The following is a 15794-nucleotide window of genomic DNA, read 5'->3' on the forward strand; positions in this document are numbered from 1 at the left end:
CCATAAATCGACAGAAAAATAATTCGCGGCCCGACCCATGACGCGAGCGGTCAGGCGGGCTTCCAGCGGTACATCATCACCTTGCCGCGCGCGTCTTCTTCGACGAACACCAGGTATTCGCCGTTGCTGCGGCGGTAGGCGCTCACGCCATTCGGCACGTCGACCCAGCCCGACGCCTTGCCCACCTCCGGGCCCGGCCGGATCACGCCGACTTCCTTGCCGCTGTCCTTGTCGAACACATGCACGGCGCCGACCGGTTCGACGGCGAACACGTATTGCCCTTCGACGGTGAGGCCGATGATGGTCTGGATCGGCTTGGCCTGCGGCTGCCACGGCAGCGTGACGCTATAGCGCTGCACCGGCTTGCCGCTCGACCAGTTGTCGTAGCGCACCAGCACGCGTCCGACCTCTTTCCAGAAGCCGGTCTGGGTCGGCGCGTCCGCCGTGTAACCGGTCACGTAAAGCGAATCGGTCTGCGGCACGTAGATCGCACGGCGCAGTTCGGTGAACGGCTGCGGCATCGGATAGCTCGTCATATCCGAGTACGAATAGACCGGATTGCCTTTCGCATCGAGGCCGCCGAAATGCAGCCGGTGGATGCCTTTGATGTCGCTCGTGCGCCAGATGTCGCCGGCGCTGTCGACCCACCAGCCCCAGCCGCCCGCGAGCCGCGTGCCGCTCGTGTTGGGCGTGAAATCGTCGCTGCTGAAGCGGCCGTCGCCGTTCATGTCGCGCCACATCCAGTCGCCGCCGGGCGGCGCGTTCGGCACATTGGCGACCGGCCGGTCGCGGCCCGCGATGAAGCCCGAGGGAATCGCCGTCTCACCGTCGTGGGCGTTGTCGAAACGATAGATCTTCAGATGGTCCGCGTACATGTCCGTCAGGTACAGGAACGTGTGGCCCTTCAGTTGACGCGCGATGGGCAAGCCGGGCCACTGGTCCGTGTGAAACACGGGATCGTCCGGATACCTGAAACGATTGGATAGGAAACCTACATATTTCCAGTCCTGTCCCGCCGGCCTGGTGAGGTCTAGCTGAAAGCGCTTGTTGCCGGTATAGACGCTGTCCGGGCGCGCCGGATCCATCCACGCGCCGTCGACGAACAGCAGTCCCTGCACCTGCCAGAGTTGCTGGCCGTCCGGCGCATAACTTTCGAGCGTGGCGCCGAGCCCCGCACCAAGCGGCGCATAGTGCGGACCGATGCCATTGGTGGAGACGTAGACGTTGCCGCGCGCATCGACGCCGACACCGGTGAGTCCGTTAAAGCGTTGCGGGCCAGGGCGTCCCGCCACACCGGAAAAGATACCGCCGCGCTCGCCGAGCGTGCCCGAGGCCGTATACCGGCCGCCATTCCTGCTGAAAAACAGCACCTGTTGACGCGGACCGTTGTCGGCGATCAGCACGCGGTCGTGGGCATCGAGCGCGATGTCCACCGGCACCGAATCCGATGGCAACGGCAGCGTATCCGCGAGTAGCTGGCCGCCAGCCGAGTAATGCGCGACGCGCGGTGTGCTGTCGGTGAGCGTGCCGGTCAATACCCATAGCGTGCCGTCGCTGGACAGCGCGATACGTCCAGGCTCGTGCACGCTCCACGCCGCCTTCTTCTGCATGGATTCAGCATCGTAGACTTCAATGCGGTTTTGCGTCGTGTTGGACGCGTATAGCGTGGTGTCATTAGCAGCGAGACCGTTGATGTCGGCGCGAGCCCCGGCGGCCACCTCGTTCATCATCAGGAAGCCGGCCGCCAGCTGCGCATGCGGATCGGCCGCGCCGCTGCCCGCCGTGGCGGCAGGCTGAAACAGCGCGCTCAATTTGGGGTCTTCGAGCTTGCGCCGCGAGACGCCGAACCACTGCTTGCCCTTTTGCGGCCAGATGCCCTGCCCGACCAGATGACCTTTCTCGTTGCCCACCGACACCGCCATGAATACATAGTGGCGATTGATGGCAATTGCATTGCCGCCACCGGTGCCCCAGCCGTGCGTGCCGCCCGCGAAGCCGAGCATCTTGCCGTTCTGATACGTGCTGGCCTCCGCGCCGCTTTCGTCCCACGGCGCGTTGGTGTAGACCTTGCCGTCCGCAGCGACGGCGATCGCCGTGATGTCGATCTGGGTCCACGAGCCATCACCGAAACCAAAGGTATTGCCGATCCATGATGTCTTCGCGTTCAGCTCCGTTTCGGCCGAAGCGGCAAACGCCGTCAGACATAACAGCGCAGCGAGCAATTTCGCGAAGGTGGGACGGACCAAGGTATTCCTCCAGTCAAAGCCGTGCGGCGGCGGGCAGCGCGCACGAGCGGGCGATATCAGATGAAATGGCGGCCGAAACAATGGCCCGAATAACGGCGACTAAAAGCGGCAACCAAACGCGGCAAGTAGAAACGGCAACTAAAGGCCCAACCGGCTTAGCTAAAGGCCCACGGGGTCCACGTGGCCCACGCATGCGCAATACATCACGGCGGTGCGCGCATCCGGCACCGGTTACCGGAGCACATTACGCGGGAAAGTCGTCGCAACGAAAATCGAAAATAATTCAAAAATATTCATTGATTAATGCATCAATAAATATTCGATTTAAAAAATTTCACGGTCATTTTCTTTTCCCTAGAATGAGTTCCACTTCCGTGATGCCTGCCGCGCATGCCATCCGACGCTCGCGTTGGCGCAGGACGGAACGCCTATGCCGCAAGCGAGTTTCGCCTGAATTCCCTTGAGTTCGCTTCGCCGGCCCACCCGCTGCCCAACATGGACGGTTCATGACAGTAAGCGCCCTGCCCGCCTCGCCTTCTCACTCACGCCGCATCGTGCAACTCGACGGCTTGCGCGCGATTGCCGTGCTGGCCGTGTTCGCGCAACACGCATTGAAAGCACCGTTATGGATGGGCGTGGATCTGTTCTTCGTCCTGAGCGGCTTTCTGATTACCGGCATCCTGCTGGAGCGCAAGGCGCGCGGGCAATCGTATTTCGGCTATTTCTATGCGCGCCGGGCGCGCCGCATCCTGCCGCCCTATCTGTTGCTGATGGCGGTGTCGTCGCTGCTGTTCGGCTTCGCGTGGGCGAAGCATTGGGAGTGGTACGCGTTTTTCGCCACCAACATCGGCGACGCTCTCAACCAGAGCGGCCATGACAGCCTGAACGTGCTGTGGTCGCTCGCGGTGGAAGAGCAGTTCTACATTTTCTGGCCGTTCGTGATTCTGCTGCTGCCCGAGCGCGTACTGGCGTGGGTTGCTGCGGCATTGATCATTCTGGTGCCGGTACTGCGTGCGGTGGCCACGCCCTGGTTCGACAGCTTCTGGCCCATCTACTACCTGACGCCGTTCCGCATGGATCTGCTGTCTGCCGGCGCCTTGCTGGCCGTGGCCGTGCGACGCAATCCCAACGCGCTGCAACCGTTCCGGCCGCTCGCCATGGTGGCCTGTGTGGCGGCGCTCGCCGTGCTGGCCTGGCTGCATCTTCACTATCCGCGCTTTCGCGCCGAAAACACGCCGCTCTCGAACGGCGCGCTGTATAGCGTTTCGCTGGTGTTGTGCACCTCGCTCGTGGTCATCGCCTTGCTAAGCCAGGGCGTCGTCAAACGGGTGTTGAGCCATCCGGTGCTGGTATATATCGGCACCATCAGCTACACGATTTACCTGATTCATCTGAGCGTGCTTTACACGCTCTGGCCGTTGCATATGAATCGCTACGTGACGGCGGCACTCGCGCTCGCGATTACGCTCGCGTATGCCAGCTTGACATGGTTCGCTTTCGAGCGGCGTCTGATTCATGGCGCGGCGTCGCGCTCGCCGCTTGCCGCGGCGCCGTTCGGCGGGACTTCGCAAGCCCCGCGGCCGCGCGCATGAAACCCCGCGCGCTGAAGGCGCTCACCTTGGGGCCTGGCGGCCGGACTGCCGTGCTGCTGATGGCATTGGCGTGTTCCCACGCGAATGCCAGTCCCACTGCGGATACGCATGACGATGCGCCACAGACTCCCACAACCCCATTACTGCACGCCGCGCCGACGAAGCAGGTGCTGATCGAAGCCTATGGCGATTCGACCACGCTCGGCATTTCCTGCAGCGCGGGTCATTGCAGCCCGCGCCCGCAAAACGCGGTGACGTATCTACAGGACGCGCTGCGCAGCGTATATGGCGAGCGAGTCAGCGTCGTGAATCTCGGCGTGGGCGGCACCATGGCCTGGCAGTTGCGCGACGGCACCGATCGCGGCCATGGCGTGCCGTGGCAGCAGCAACTCGCGGCGTCGGATGCACAGATCGTGACGATCAACTACGGCATCAACGAAGTGATGCGCAACCAGACCCCCGAGCAGTTCTACGCCGCGGAAACGGCGCTCGTCAAAACAGCGCTCGCCCTCGGCAAGGAACCGGTCTTGCAGACCTCGAACCCCATGCCCGACGGACGCCTCAATGCGCGCCTCGCGGCGATGGTCGCCATGACGCGCCGGGTGGCCGCCGAACAGCACGTGCCGATCGTCGATCAGTACGCCTACATTAGCGGCCTGCCTGACTGGCAATCGATGATGTCCGACGGCGCGCATCCGAAGCCCGAGCTGTATCGCCTGAAAGCCGGCCAGGATCTGCGTGTGGTCGACCCGCTGGTGCGGCGGCTGCTGGCGGGTTCGTCGTAGCAACGCGCTCTTCCCTTACCTCCTGACTTTTTTCTTTACCGTTACCCAAGGCAACCTATGAGCAACCAACGCAAAGCGATCATCACCGGCGTGTCCGGCCAGGACGGCGCGTATCTGGCGAAACTGCTGCTCGACAAGGGCTATCAGGTGACCGGCACGTATCGGCGCACCAGTTCCGTCAATTTCTGGCGCATGAACGAGCTCGGCATTGCCGGGCATCCGAATCTGCGCCTCGTCGAGCATGACCTGACCGACTTTGGGTCGACACTGCGATTGCTCGAAGGCGCCCAGGCCGACGAGTTATATAACCTTGCGGCGCAGAGCTTTGTGGGCGTGTCGTTCGATCAGCCGGTGACCACGGCTGAAGTCACCGGCATCGGCGCGCTGAACCTGCTCGAAGGGATTCGCATTCTGAGCCCCAGGACGCGCTATTACCAGGCATCGACCTCGGAAATGTTCGGCAAGGTGCAGGCCGTGCCGCAGCGCGAAGATACGCCCTTCTATCCGCGTAGCCCGTATGGTGTCGCCAAGCTGTTTGCGCACTGGACCACCATCAACTATCGCGAGTCGTATGGCATTTTTGCCAGCAGCGGGATTCTGTTCAATCACGAATCGCCGTTGCGTGGCCGTGAATTCGTGACGCGCAAGATCACCGATACGGTCGCCAAGATCAAGCTCGGCAAACAGGATGCGCTGGAACTCGGCAATCTTGACGCCAAACGGGACTGGGGATTCGCGCTCGAATATGTCGAAGGCATGTGGCGCATGCTGCAGGTCGACGAGCCGGATACCTTCGTGCTGGCGACCAATCGCACCGAGACGGTGCGCGATTTCGTCCGCATGGCGTTCGCGGCGGCGGGCTACCAGCTCGAATGGTCGGGCAAGGAGCAGCGCGAAACGGGCATTGACGTCGCCACGGGCAAGACGCTGGTGCGAGTGAATCCGAAGTTTTACCGGCCCGCCGAAGTGGATCTGCTGATCGGCTGCGCGGACAAGGCTCGCGAGAAACTCGGCTGGGAACCGCAGACCCGGCTGGAGCAGCTCTGCAAGATGATGGTGGCGGCGGATCTCACGCGTAATCAGGAGCATGAGACGTTCTGAGCCTGCTGCACGAGCTTTGAGCTGTCACTGGATTCGCTTGGCCACTGCCATGACGCCCGTTGTGTCTCACGCGACCCGGCGGCCGGCAGTGCGCCGCCCCGCATCACCGCAGCGAATCGTAACCGCGCCGAATCGGCTTGCTGCTGACGCACGTCAATGAGCCGATTGCCCGGCAATGCAAAAATCGACGCTCCAGAAGGCGCACGCCTTCGTCACCGCAAAAGGAGCGCCAGATGTTTCCTGAGTACCGCGACCTCATCTCCCGCCTCAAGACCAACGATGCTCACTTCGCGCGTCTATTCGAGCGGCACAACGAGTTGGACCATCAGATTCGCAACATGGAAACCGGCGTCACCCCCGCCGACCACCTTGCCATCGAAACGCTCAAGCGGCAAAAACTCCTGTTGAAAGACCAACTGTATGCCGTGCTGAAAAAGGCCGACGCAGCAGTCTGAGCAAACCGGGCCGTACTGCATGGACCACGCCGGGCCGGCGGCGCGGCGACGCGTCGGCCGGCATCGAGGCCCACGCTCCCGCCAGGCCCATGTTCAACACTCAACACGGAGATCACCGCATTGGCATCTAATCAGGAAAAACTCCCGCATCGCACTCTTCCCCAGCAGCCTTCCGTCAGACGCACCTCGCAAGGCGACGTGATGGCCGGTCATACACCGCACGCGGCCGAGAACAACGCAACCAGCCGCTCGGTGCAGGCGGCCAACGAATTGATCGCCAACGGCCTTCAGCACGCGCTGTCCGTGGCCGGCGGCCAGAATGCCACCACCCTCATGGAAACCGTTCGCACATTGATGGACGGTCTGTCGCCCGACGAAGCCGCCGCTCTGCGCAGCGCCTTGCTGGAAGGCAATCCGGCTGTCTGGCATGCAACGAACGCGCGCCATCCCGACGACGAACTGTCGCCCGCTCTGCGCGATGGCGGCTACCCATACCGCAATCTGATGTCGCGGCGCGCCTACGAGAAGCAGAAATATCGTTTGCAGGTGGAATTGCTCAAACTGCAGGCGTGGGTCCGCGAGACAGGTCAACGTATCGTGATCCTGTTCGAAGGGCGCGACGCGGCCGGCAAGGGCGGCGCCATCAAGCGCTTCATGGAGCATCTGAATCCACGCGGCGCGCGCGTGGTCGCGCTGGAAAAGCCCAGCGACTCCGAGCGCGGTCAATGGTATTTTCAGCGCTACGTGCAGCATCTGCCCACGGCCGGCGAGATCGTCCTGTTCGACCGCTCCTGGTACAACCGGGCCGGCGTGGAGCATGTGATGAACTTCTGCACGCCTTACGAATATAACGAGTTCATCGAACAGGTTCCCGAATTCGAGCGGCATCTCGCCCGCAGCGGCACCCACATCGTCAAGTTCTGGTTTTCGGTGAGCCGTGAGGAGCAACGCCGCCGCTTCAAGGAGCGCGAGGTGCATCCGCTCAAACAATGGAAGCTAAGCCCGGTGGATCTGGCTTCGCTCGATAAATGGGACGAGTACACCCAGGCCAAGGAAGCCATGTTCGCCCACACGGATACCGCCGAGGCGCCGTGGACCGTGATCCGCTCCGATTGCAAGAAGCGGGCACGGCTCAACGCGATGCGGTATGTCCTCCATAAGCTGCCGTATGCGAACCGCGACCTGGAGACGATCGGCCCGGTCGATCCTTTGCTGGTCGGGCGCGCGCTATAGGGCTAAGAGTATAGGGCGAAGAGCACGGCCTAGTGAACCTCGCCCGCGGCAATGGCTTCGCTGTACACCGCCGCCACCCGCTGCGCGATCACCGAGTTATCGAAGTTCGCGCGTGCGTAGGCCCGGCATGCGTCGGCATCCGGCAACTTCAGTGAGCCGGTCAGCGCGGCGCCCAATCCTTCCGCGATGGCCGCCGCGCCCGTCGCCGGCAGCACCAGATCGGGCGAGAGCCCCGCCACCGCTTCCGGCAATCCGCCTACCGGCGTCACCAGTACCGGCGTGCCGGACGCAAGCGACTCCACCGTAATCAGCCCAAACCCCTCCAGCGCGACAGTCGGCACCACGCTGATCGTCGCCGCGCGGTACAGCGCCGCCAGATGCTGGTCGGGCACGAAACCCAGCAGCTTCACGTTGTCATCGAGTCCCGCTTCGGTGATGCGCGTCTGCAGTTCTTCCTGCAGGCGTCCTTTGCCCGCGATCAGCAGCAGCACGTCCGGCACACGCTGCCTGAGCACCTTCACCGCGTCGATCAGATCCTCCAGGCCCATGCGCCGCACGAGGCGCCGCACGGCCAGCACGATCGGGCGGCCTTGCGGCAATTGCAGCTTCAGACGCGCTTCGGCGGGCGTAATCGGCAGGTTGAACTGATCGACATTGACGCAGCCTGGCACCACCCGCACCCGTTCCGGCGGGATGCCGTAGCGCGAGGTCAAAATCTTGCCGAACGCATCGGACAGCACGATCAGCCGCGACGAACGCGCATACACCGACTGCTCCAGATAGTGCTTGGCGCGCTGGCCGAACGAGTCCGCCCCTTCGACGTGGCTTTCGTCCGCCCAGGGCCCCTGAAAATGCGAGACCTGCGGAATGCCGCGCGTCACATCGAGACCCGGAAACGTGTACAGCGCGAAGTGCGAGGAAATCACATCGGGACGCTGGCGCGACACCTCGCGGCGCAGCGCGCGGCGCGCCGCCATCAGGCGCAGCGGCAGCGATTGCGCCGCCGAGCCGAAACCCTGGATCGCACCGCCCGTATCTTCGGCCACGCGCGCGGACCCCGCCACCACGCCCCGCACCGCGACGCCCGCGCCCGGCAACGCGCCGACCAGCGAGTAGTACATGCGGTCGAGTCCACCTGCCCGCTCCGGGAACCAGTGCATGCCGATTTGCAACGATTTGATCGAATCCGTTTTCATGACGGTTTTCCCTTCGGTAGCGTGAGAGTTGGTATGGAGTGCCGACTGGATGGCCGTATTCATTCGGCGCTTTTGTGTCCGGCCAGCACGTTGGCCGTGAGCGGTTCGGCATCGGCGCCTGCACCGACGCGCCGGCGGTCTTTCTGCTGCCCCGCCAGTTGCCGGTACAGCGCGATGTATTGCGCAGCCATGCGAGCCCAGCCAAAGCCCGTCGCGAGTTCGTTGGCGGCCACGCCCATGGCGCGGCGCACGTCGTCGGATCCGGCCAGTTGGGCGATTGCGCCGGCGAGCGCTTTGGGATCGTCCGGGTCGTCGAGCACGATTCCGCAATCGGGCGTGATGATTTCTGCGCCGCCCGCCGTGCGCGCCGTGACCACCGGCAAGCCGGCCGCCATCGCTTCGAGCAGCGACAGACTCATTGCTTCGTAGCGCGAAGGAAACACGAAGGCATCCACTGAATGCATCAGCACCGGCATTTCCTTCACGAGGCCCAGGAAATGCACCCGGTCCGCAATGCCGAGTGCGCGCGCCTGTTCCGGATAAGGACTACCGGGCAGATAGCCCGCCACCGCGATATGCACGTGCGCCGGCAAATGCCGCAGCGCCTCCAGCACGGTGCCCAGGTTCTTGCGCGGCGTGCGCAGGTCGCCGACGAACAGCAGCAAAAACGCCTCGGCCGGCAGGTTGAATTTCGCGCGGTCGCCCTGGGCAGCGGCAAAACCTTGCGTATCGACGCCGTTATAGATCACGTCGACCCGGTTGCGCGGCGTGAGGCCAATCGCGCGAATCTCGTCGGCCACCTTCTGCGAGACCGCGGTAATCACGCGCGAGCGGCGATACGCCCAGCGTTCGAGCGACGCATTCACGCGCGTATAAACGAACTGATACGCCGACCATACGCCCTTGGTGAGGCCAAACGGGTAATACTTGCTGCCGAACCAGCCGCTATGCACGAAGTGCGCGGTATTCACGTCGGCGGGCATCCACGTAATGAAGCCGTTGACGTGAAGAACGTCGTAGTCCTTACGATGAGCGCGCAGCCACAACGCACTCTTCAGTGCGAATACCTGCTGGCGCAACAGGTTGGTCGGCCACCAGCGGCCGATCTTGACCGGCACCCAGCGCACCTTCGGATGGGCGAGAAGATCGGGCGCCACGTGCGAGGCGACCAGCGTCACCGCGATATTCTCCGCGAGGGCCGCGCGCGCGATCTCGTGATTGACGCGCCCCTGGCCGTCGTTATGGCGCACCACATGCGTGACAATGGCGACTCTCAATCAGGTGCCTCCGTGCAGAATAAGCTCTCTGCGGCGCTGCTGCTTTTGCCAGTGCGCCGCGGAAAGGATCGAAAAAAGACTCATGAAAAGCAGCAAGCCGCCGGTGCCGACCAGCGAATTGGTGAACACCAGCATCGCGCAGATGGCGAGCCCCAGGCTCACCGACGCCGAGACGAACTTGTCGTCGCGCAGCTTGAGCGAGGCCAGCAGCGCGCGCACCAGCAGCCATATGATCCCGGACAGATACAGCAGCGTGCCGGGCCAGCCGAGCACGAACGGAATGTTCATCACGCCGCTATCGAAGTTGCCGTACTGGCCGAGCTGGCCGCCGTCGTTCGACAGCTTCGTGGACGTGCCGGTCGCGCCCATGCCTTCGCCGGAGACGTCGGTGAAGGCGGTCTTGGCGAAGGTAGCGTAGAACTCGTTGCGGGCCGCATAGCTCTGGTCGTCCTTGAGATTGACGATACTGTTCAGGCGCGTCTGCATCCGGTCGGCCACCGGCCCCACCGCCAGCAGCGGCACGCACAGGCCGGCCAGCAGCAGCGCGCTGGCGACGATGCGCAGCCGCACCCGGTTGTTCGACTTGACCAGCTGAATCAACAACGCCACGACCCAGCCGCCCCACGTCGAACGCACAAGGCTCAGGCCAAAGGCAAAGAAGCCCAGCGCGGCGGCAATCCAGCGTACACGGTGATTCGCGGCCATCACGTAGACCATGGCGCCCATCATCGCGAACGCAAACGGGCCGGACGAGTTCATCGTGCTGAACACCCGCACGCCCATCGGTACCGGATCGCCTTGCGAATTCATCTGCGAGCCGAGCATCCACAATGCGTCCCACGGCGGCATGATGGCGAACTGCACGATGCCGTAAGCGCCCATCACCAGCATGCCCCAGATGAAGGTGTTGATGATGGTGTCGCGATACGCCGGGTAATCGCGCGTATTCGCCATGATGTGAAAGCCGATCAGGATCGGATAGAGCCAGTTGCACAGATCGTAAGTGGCCGCCAGCGGCCCGCTCGATACCACGCCGACCATAAACGCGTAGGCCAGGCCCGCAAGAATCAGCAACACCGGCAGGCCGCGCCGTTGTCCGAGCACCGGGTAATAGCGGATCAGCGAGAGCCCGCTGATCATCGTCACCGCCAGCGGCGCGACCTGAATCAGGCTGGTGGGCGTGAAGGCGCCTTTGGACCAATCGGCAAGGCGCCGCACTTCGGGGCTCAGAAACCACAGCCACCACATGAAACCCACGTAACGTGCCGGGCTTTTGAAGTACAGCCACAGGCCCGTCATCGTGGCGAGCACCGGGAAAGCGAGCGTGAGCACCGTGCCCTGGTGCGCGCCGATCAGGAGCGCCGTGACGACCCACAGCAAGGCGGGCGGCCCCCACTCCATCGGGTCGCTCTTCAGGCGGCGGACGGCGCCGCTTGCGGCAGCACGCGCGATCGTCGACATCGGTTACAGACCTCCGCGCGACTGGCTATGCGCGCTTACCGGCGCGAGCCGTTCGTCGGCCGCGCTGCCCTGCGGCGCGGCACGGCGCTGCAGCAGTTCCTCGGTGATGCGCACGTGCTGCATGGCGAACTGGCGCGTGGTCAGGTCGCGCGACAATAGTTGCTCGACGGCGGCCTGCGCCTGACGCAGACCTTCATCCGGCGATGCGGCCAGCCGGTCGACCGCTTCGCGCAGAGCCCCGGCATCGAACGGCGGCACGTAGCTGGCGGCGCGGTAGGAGAAATAATCGGTGAGCGTGCCCACGTTGGTGACGACCATCGGCTTGCCGAGCGCCGCTGCCTCGAGCATCACGGTGATGCCGGAAGCGTGCGAGTTCGGCCGCAACGGCACCAGCACGACGTCGGCCCAGTCGTACAACTCGCGAGCTTTCTTCAGGCCAGAAGCCGGCGCAATCTCCACATTCGGTGCGTGCAGCCTGGCGGGAATCCGGCGCCGCGTGGCGAGCCTCACGCTATAGCGCGGATCGTTGCCGAATGCCTTGATGAGCGTGTCCCAGTCGCGGTCGCGGTCGTTGCCGATCGCGGCGATCCGTACCGGCGTGTGCGGCTGCCAGGCGTGCGGCATCGTGACCGGAAAATCGAGTGTGTTCAGGCCATAGAACACATGCGTCGCCTTGCGTCCGAGATAGCGCTCGCACAACTCGGCGTTCTCGCTCGCCAGCGTGGTCAACACGTCGGCGCGTGCAATCAGCTTGCGATACAGCCAGCGCCGCAGCATGCCGTAGCCGGGCCACTTGTCGAGCAGCCACACGCTTTGCGCGAGCAACAGCGGCGGCGCCGTGCGGCGCCCGCTCAGCAGCAGCACCAGCGCCACCGACAGATATTCGTGCTCGGTATGTGTCCAGATCACGTCCGAGCGCAGGATCTCGTCGCGATTGCGCAACGTATGAATCAGATCGAAGCCGAGCACCGCTTTCAGTGCGCGACGCACCAGACGCACCGGTGCATTCTCGGGCGCATCCTGCGAGTACGTCAGCGCGAATTCTTCGGACTCCGCATGATGATAACCATACAGGCAGCCGATGTTATCGCCCTTGCGATAAAAGCGCGGATCGGCGCCGTAAAACAGATGAACGTGGACTTTCGTACTCATTCAGGCACTCCGGTCTGCGGGGTGGCGCAGCGTGAGAAGGTATCGATGCGCACGGCCCCCTGCGGGCTCATGTGCTGCGAATGGCGCGGGCGGCCGGTCACGAAGCCGCCGCCCGGCGCGCCTCATGGGCGCCGGTACGCACCGCTCGCCAGCGCGACAGGCGCACACGCCCCTGCTTCGAGGTCAGCGCCAGCGCCACTTGCAGGTAGCCCGGATAAACCCGCGTGCCCACCAGCGTGTACCACCACCACGCCGCTTCGCGCCGCAACGGCGGCAACTGGTCGCGCAGGATCAGATGCAGGTTGTAGGCGGCGTTGCGTACCGCCATCAGGGTTTGCGCATCGCGGCGGTCGTCGTCGAAACGCTCGGCGGGGTAATGATCCACGGCCACGCGCGGGTCGTAGACGAGCTTCCAGCCCGCGTTCTTCACACTCATGCTGAACGCCATGTCGTTATGAACCTGCGCGCCCGCGCCCCGCAGGCGCGCGTCGAAACGGATATGCCGCACCGCCTCGCGCCGGTAGCTCATGTTGGCGCCTTTGAGCAGATCCACTTCGCGCGCGCCGCCCACGCCCAGGTGATGATTGCCGATGATCTTGCCCGACGGCCGGACCTTGCCCACCAGCGGGCGTTCGCCGTCCAGCACGCGGCCCTTTTCGTGCACCCAGTCGCGTCCGCCGAGCGCGCCCAGCCGGGTGTCGTTGGTGAACGCAGCCGCGATGCGCTCGACCCAGTCGGGGCGCGGCGCGGCATCGTCGTCGGTGATGGCGATCACATCGCCATTCGCCGCATCGAGGCCGCGATTGAGCGCGGCGACCTGTCCCGGCAGTTCGACCAGCGCGACCGAGAGCGGCAAGGCGCCGACCACGGCCGGATCGCGCAGACAGGTATGCGTCGCGGCATCGTCGGGCCGCGCCACGACGACCACTTCATCCGGCGCGCGCGACTGCTGCTGCAACGCCGCGAGGCAGCGCGCCAGATCGTTCGGACGGCGAAAGGTAGGGACCAGTACCGTTACTTTCATCGCGTCATGCTCCTTGTCGGATTCGTCAGGCACTCAGGTATTCCTGCACCGCTGCATAGCTGCGGTCGTAGCCGCCACGGGCGCGTTGCGGCATGGCGTTGAAGATGCCGCCCTGCACGTGTACGCCGGCCGCTTTCAGGCGCTTTAACGAATCGGCGATTTCGCCTTCGCTATGCACGCCCGAACGCATCACAAAGAAGGTCGAACCGGCGTAGCCGCCGATAATCGACGCATCGGTCACGGCCAGCACCGGCGGCGTATCGATCAGGATCACGTCGTAGCGCTTGGCAAGACCGTCGAGATATTGCGGCAGGCGCGGCGACATCAGCAGTTCCGACGGATTCGGCGGACGGCGGCCGCAGCAGATGAAGCTCAGGCCGTCGACACTGGTCGAGCGGATCGCCTCTTCCAGCGAGATCTGGCCGCTCAGCAGTTCGGACAAGCCGTTTTCCTGCGCGCCGCCCACGTAGCGTTCGAGCGCGCCACGCCGCATGTCGCCGTCGATCATCAGCACGCGCTTGCCCGAATGCGCCAGCAGCACGGCGAGATTGACCGTCAGGAAGCTCTTGCCGACGCCCGGCATCGGGCCCGTCAGCATGACGATGCGGTTGCGCGCATCCATCATCGTGAACTGCATGGATGTGCGCAGGCTACGCAGGCTTTCGATGCAGACGTCCTTCGGTTTGGCGTCGGCCAGCACCGAACGCAGACGGTTGCCGCCGCGCACGAACGAATTCTCGAGCACCGCCTGCTCGGCGGACAGCGGCACCAGGCCATAGATCGGCAGATGGAACATGCGCTCGACGCGGTCCGGGTCGTCAATGCCCTTGAGCATATTGCGGCGCAGGAACACGAAGCCGGTGCCGGCAATCAGGCCCAGAATCACCGCCGCCGAAAGAATCAGCACCTTCTTCGGCTTGACCGGTGTGCCCGGACGCAGCGCCTCATCGACGATATGCACGTTGCCGCCCGTGCCGACCCGCTGCACCGACAACTCCTGCACGCGATTGAGCAGCAGCACATAGATGTCTTCCGCCACCTTGGCGTCGCGCTGCAACTGCACGGCCTTCACTTCCGTGGCCGGCAAATCGCGGAAGCGGTCGCTGTACTTGTCACGCTGCGCTTCGAGCTCGGCCATCTGTTCGCGCGAGGCCTTGATGAGCGGATGCTCGTCGCCATAACGCTCCTGCAGCGCCGCGATCTGCAGGCGCAGAGCGGAAATCTGCTGTTCGTAGGTGACGCTGCCTTCCAGATAGACCTTCGCTTCGTCGCTCGCGTTGATCGAGCCGGACTGGCGCTGATACGCCGTCAGCGCGGCTTCCGCACGTTCGAGGTCGCCCTTCAGGCGCGGCTCCTCGCTCTTGAGGAATTCGAGCGTCTTGTTGGTGTCGGCCTGCTTGGCGGCGATGTGCTGGCGCAGATACGACTCGGCGAGCGCATTGGCCACCAGCGCGGCATGCGCCGGGTCCTTGTCTTCGAGCGAGATTTCGATCACGCCGGTCTGCTTGCCCTGCTCCTCGACCTTGATCGCCGACTGGAAAGCCGTGATCGCATCGAGGTCGTTGGCCCGCATCACCGTGAACTGCGTGCCGGGACGGGCCACGAGTTTGTTGACCAGAATCGTCACGCCGCCACCCTGCGCGGTTTGCCCCGTCGCACCGCGCAAGAGCAGCGCGCCGTCGGGCGAACGCAGTTCGTACTGCGTATCGGATAGCGCGGTCAGGGTCATCTTCTTGCCTTCGAGCGCGGGCACCACCTCGACGCTGTCGACGTCGGCCAGCTCGCCGCCCCACGCGTAGCTCGTGAGACCGAGCCATGGACGGCCCGGCACGCCCGGCGTGGCAAGCCGCGCCGCGAGGCTGCCGAGCAGCGGAATGGTCTTCGGTTCGACCGAGAAATTCAGCTTGCACTGCTGAACCACCGGCCCGACGACGCCGCGGCTCTTGATGATCTCGATCTCGGCGTCGGTCGGCAACGACGTCTGGGGCGACGAAATCACCGCCCCGGTTTGCGTCTGCGTGAGGGCCTGCGAGGTGTTATCGGACATCTCCACCCGCACGTACGCGTCGGCCGAATAGGTCGGCTTGGCGACGAAGCAGTAGAGCGCGGCCATCGCGGTGATCGCCACCGCGATGGCGATCAGCCACCAGATGTCGTCGAGAATCACCTGTAGCAATTGACCGAGGACAACGTCCTCTTCTTCGGTCCTGGCCGGCAAGGCCATATGAGGATTTACTTGAGTGCTCACAATTCGATCCCGGTTGGTCGCCGC

At 64.1% G+C, this 15794-nt stretch carries 12 protein-coding genes; 5 read left to right on the forward strand and 7 right to left on the reverse strand.

The window, feature by feature from the left end; genetic code table 11:
- Positions 1-50: 50 nt before the first annotated feature.
- The gene (locus tag FQ755_RS09720; RefSeq protein ID WP_409937310.1) at positions 51-2246 is read right to left on the reverse strand and encodes a hypothetical protein; all 2196 of its coding nucleotides are present in this window, start codon (positions 2244-2246) and stop codon (positions 51-53) included.
- Positions 2247-2752: 506 nt separating this feature from the next.
- On the opposite strand from FQ755_RS09720, the gene FQ755_RS09725 reads away from it, so the two are divergent.
- The 5 genes from FQ755_RS09725 (at position 2753) to ppk2 (ending at position 7412) form a co-directional block, all read left to right on the forward strand.
- On the forward strand, positions 2753-3838 hold the full coding sequence (locus FQ755_RS09725) for an acyltransferase family protein (RefSeq protein ID WP_144153530.1): 1086 nt from the start codon (positions 2753-2755) through the stop codon (positions 3836-3838).
- Positions 3835-4623: an SGNH/GDSL hydrolase family protein gene (locus FQ755_RS09730; protein WP_260858470.1), complete on the forward strand. Its 789-nt coding sequence runs from the start codon at positions 3835-3837 to the stop codon at positions 4621-4623. The genes FQ755_RS09725 and FQ755_RS09730 overlap by 4 nt, the downstream gene beginning before the upstream one ends.
- A 57-nt stretch (positions 4624-4680) precedes the next feature.
- A complete protein-coding gene (gene gmd / locus FQ755_RS09735; RefSeq protein ID WP_144153532.1) occupies positions 4681-5724 on the forward strand; it encodes a GDP-mannose 4,6-dehydratase in 1044 nt (347 codons plus the stop codon).
- A gap of 233 nt (positions 5725-5957) precedes the next feature.
- Positions 5958-6179, forward strand: a complete 222-nt coding sequence (locus FQ755_RS09740) for a YdcH family protein (protein WP_144154610.1) — start codon at positions 5958-5960, stop codon at positions 6177-6179.
- Positions 6180-6380: 201 nt separating this feature from the next.
- Positions 6381-7412 (forward strand): polyphosphate kinase 2, encoded by a 1032-nt coding sequence (gene ppk2 / locus FQ755_RS09745; protein ID WP_144154612.1) that lies wholly within the window; start codon positions 6381-6383, stop codon positions 7410-7412.
- 29 nt (positions 7413-7441) lie between these two features.
- Here the strand turns inward: ppk2 and FQ755_RS09750 are convergent, their stop codons facing one another.
- The 6 genes from FQ755_RS09750 to FQ755_RS09775 form a co-directional block, all read right to left on the reverse strand.
- Entirely contained in the window at positions 7442-8608 is a 1167-nt protein-coding gene (locus tag FQ755_RS09750; protein WP_144153534.1) for a glycosyltransferase family 4 protein, read from the reverse strand.
- A 59-nt stretch (positions 8609-8667) separates the two neighbouring features.
- Positions 8668-9885 carry a glycosyltransferase family 4 protein gene (locus tag FQ755_RS09755; protein ID WP_144153536.1) on the reverse strand — a complete coding sequence of 406 codons (1218 nt, stop codon included), beginning with the start codon at positions 9883-9885 and terminating at the stop codon, positions 8668-8670.
- A complete protein-coding gene (locus FQ755_RS09760) occupies positions 9886-11346 on the reverse strand; it encodes a glucose-6-phosphate isomerase (RefSeq protein WP_144153538.1) in 1461 nt (486 codons plus the stop codon).
- 3 nt (positions 11347-11349) lie between these two features.
- Positions 11350-12498, reverse strand: coding sequence for a glycosyltransferase family 4 protein (locus tag FQ755_RS09765; protein ID WP_144153540.1), 1149 nt, complete (start codon positions 12496-12498; stop codon positions 11350-11352).
- Between the two features lie 97 nt (positions 12499-12595).
- Positions 12596-13522: a glycosyltransferase family 2 protein gene (locus tag FQ755_RS09770; RefSeq protein ID WP_144154614.1), complete on the reverse strand. Its 927-nt coding sequence runs from the start codon at positions 13520-13522 to the stop codon at positions 12596-12598.
- 25 nt (positions 13523-13547) lie between these two features.
- On the reverse strand, positions 13548-15746 hold the full coding sequence (locus FQ755_RS09775) for a polysaccharide biosynthesis tyrosine autokinase (RefSeq protein ID WP_144154615.1): 2199 nt from the start codon (positions 15744-15746) through the stop codon (positions 13548-13550).
- Between the last annotated feature and the right edge of the window lie 48 nt (positions 15747-15794).

It is taken from the genome of Paraburkholderia sp. BCC1885 (assembly GCF_900996235.1).
GTDB lineage: Bacteria > Pseudomonadota > Gammaproteobacteria > Burkholderiales > Burkholderiaceae > Paraburkholderia.

Coding starts and splice junctions, on each gene's coding strand:
- FQ755_RS09770 (WP_144154614.1), bottom strand. CDS start 13,522: ATGAAAGTAACGGTACTGGTCCCTACCTTTCGCCGTCCGAACGATCTG.
- FQ755_RS09775 (WP_144154615.1), bottom strand. CDS start 15,746: ATGGCCTTGCCGGCCAGGACCGAAGAAGAGGACGTTGTCCTCGGTCAA.
- FQ755_RS09760 (WP_144153538.1), bottom strand. CDS start 11,346: ATGTCGACGATCGCGCGTGCTGCCGCAAGCGGCGCCGTCCGCCGCCTG.
- FQ755_RS09725 (WP_144153530.1), top strand. CDS start 2,753: ATGACAGTAAGCGCCCTGCCCGCCTCGCCTTCTCACTCACGCCGCATC.
- FQ755_RS09765 (WP_144153540.1), bottom strand. CDS start 12,498: ATGAGTACGAAAGTCCACGTTCATCTGTTTTACGGCGCCGATCCGCGC.
- gmd (WP_144153532.1), top strand. CDS start 4,681: ATGAGCAACCAACGCAAAGCGATCATCACCGGCGTGTCCGGCCAGGAC.
- ppk2 (WP_144154612.1), top strand. CDS start 6,381: ATGGCCGGTCATACACCGCACGCGGCCGAGAACAACGCAACCAGCCGC.
- FQ755_RS09730 (WP_260858470.1), top strand. CDS start 3,835: ATGAAACCCCGCGCGCTGAAGGCGCTCACCTTGGGGCCTGGCGGCCGG.
- FQ755_RS09740 (WP_144154610.1), top strand. CDS start 5,958: ATGTTTCCTGAGTACCGCGACCTCATCTCCCGCCTCAAGACCAACGAT.
- FQ755_RS09750 (WP_144153534.1), bottom strand. CDS start 8,608: ATGAAAACGGATTCGATCAAATCGTTGCAAATCGGCATGCACTGGTTC.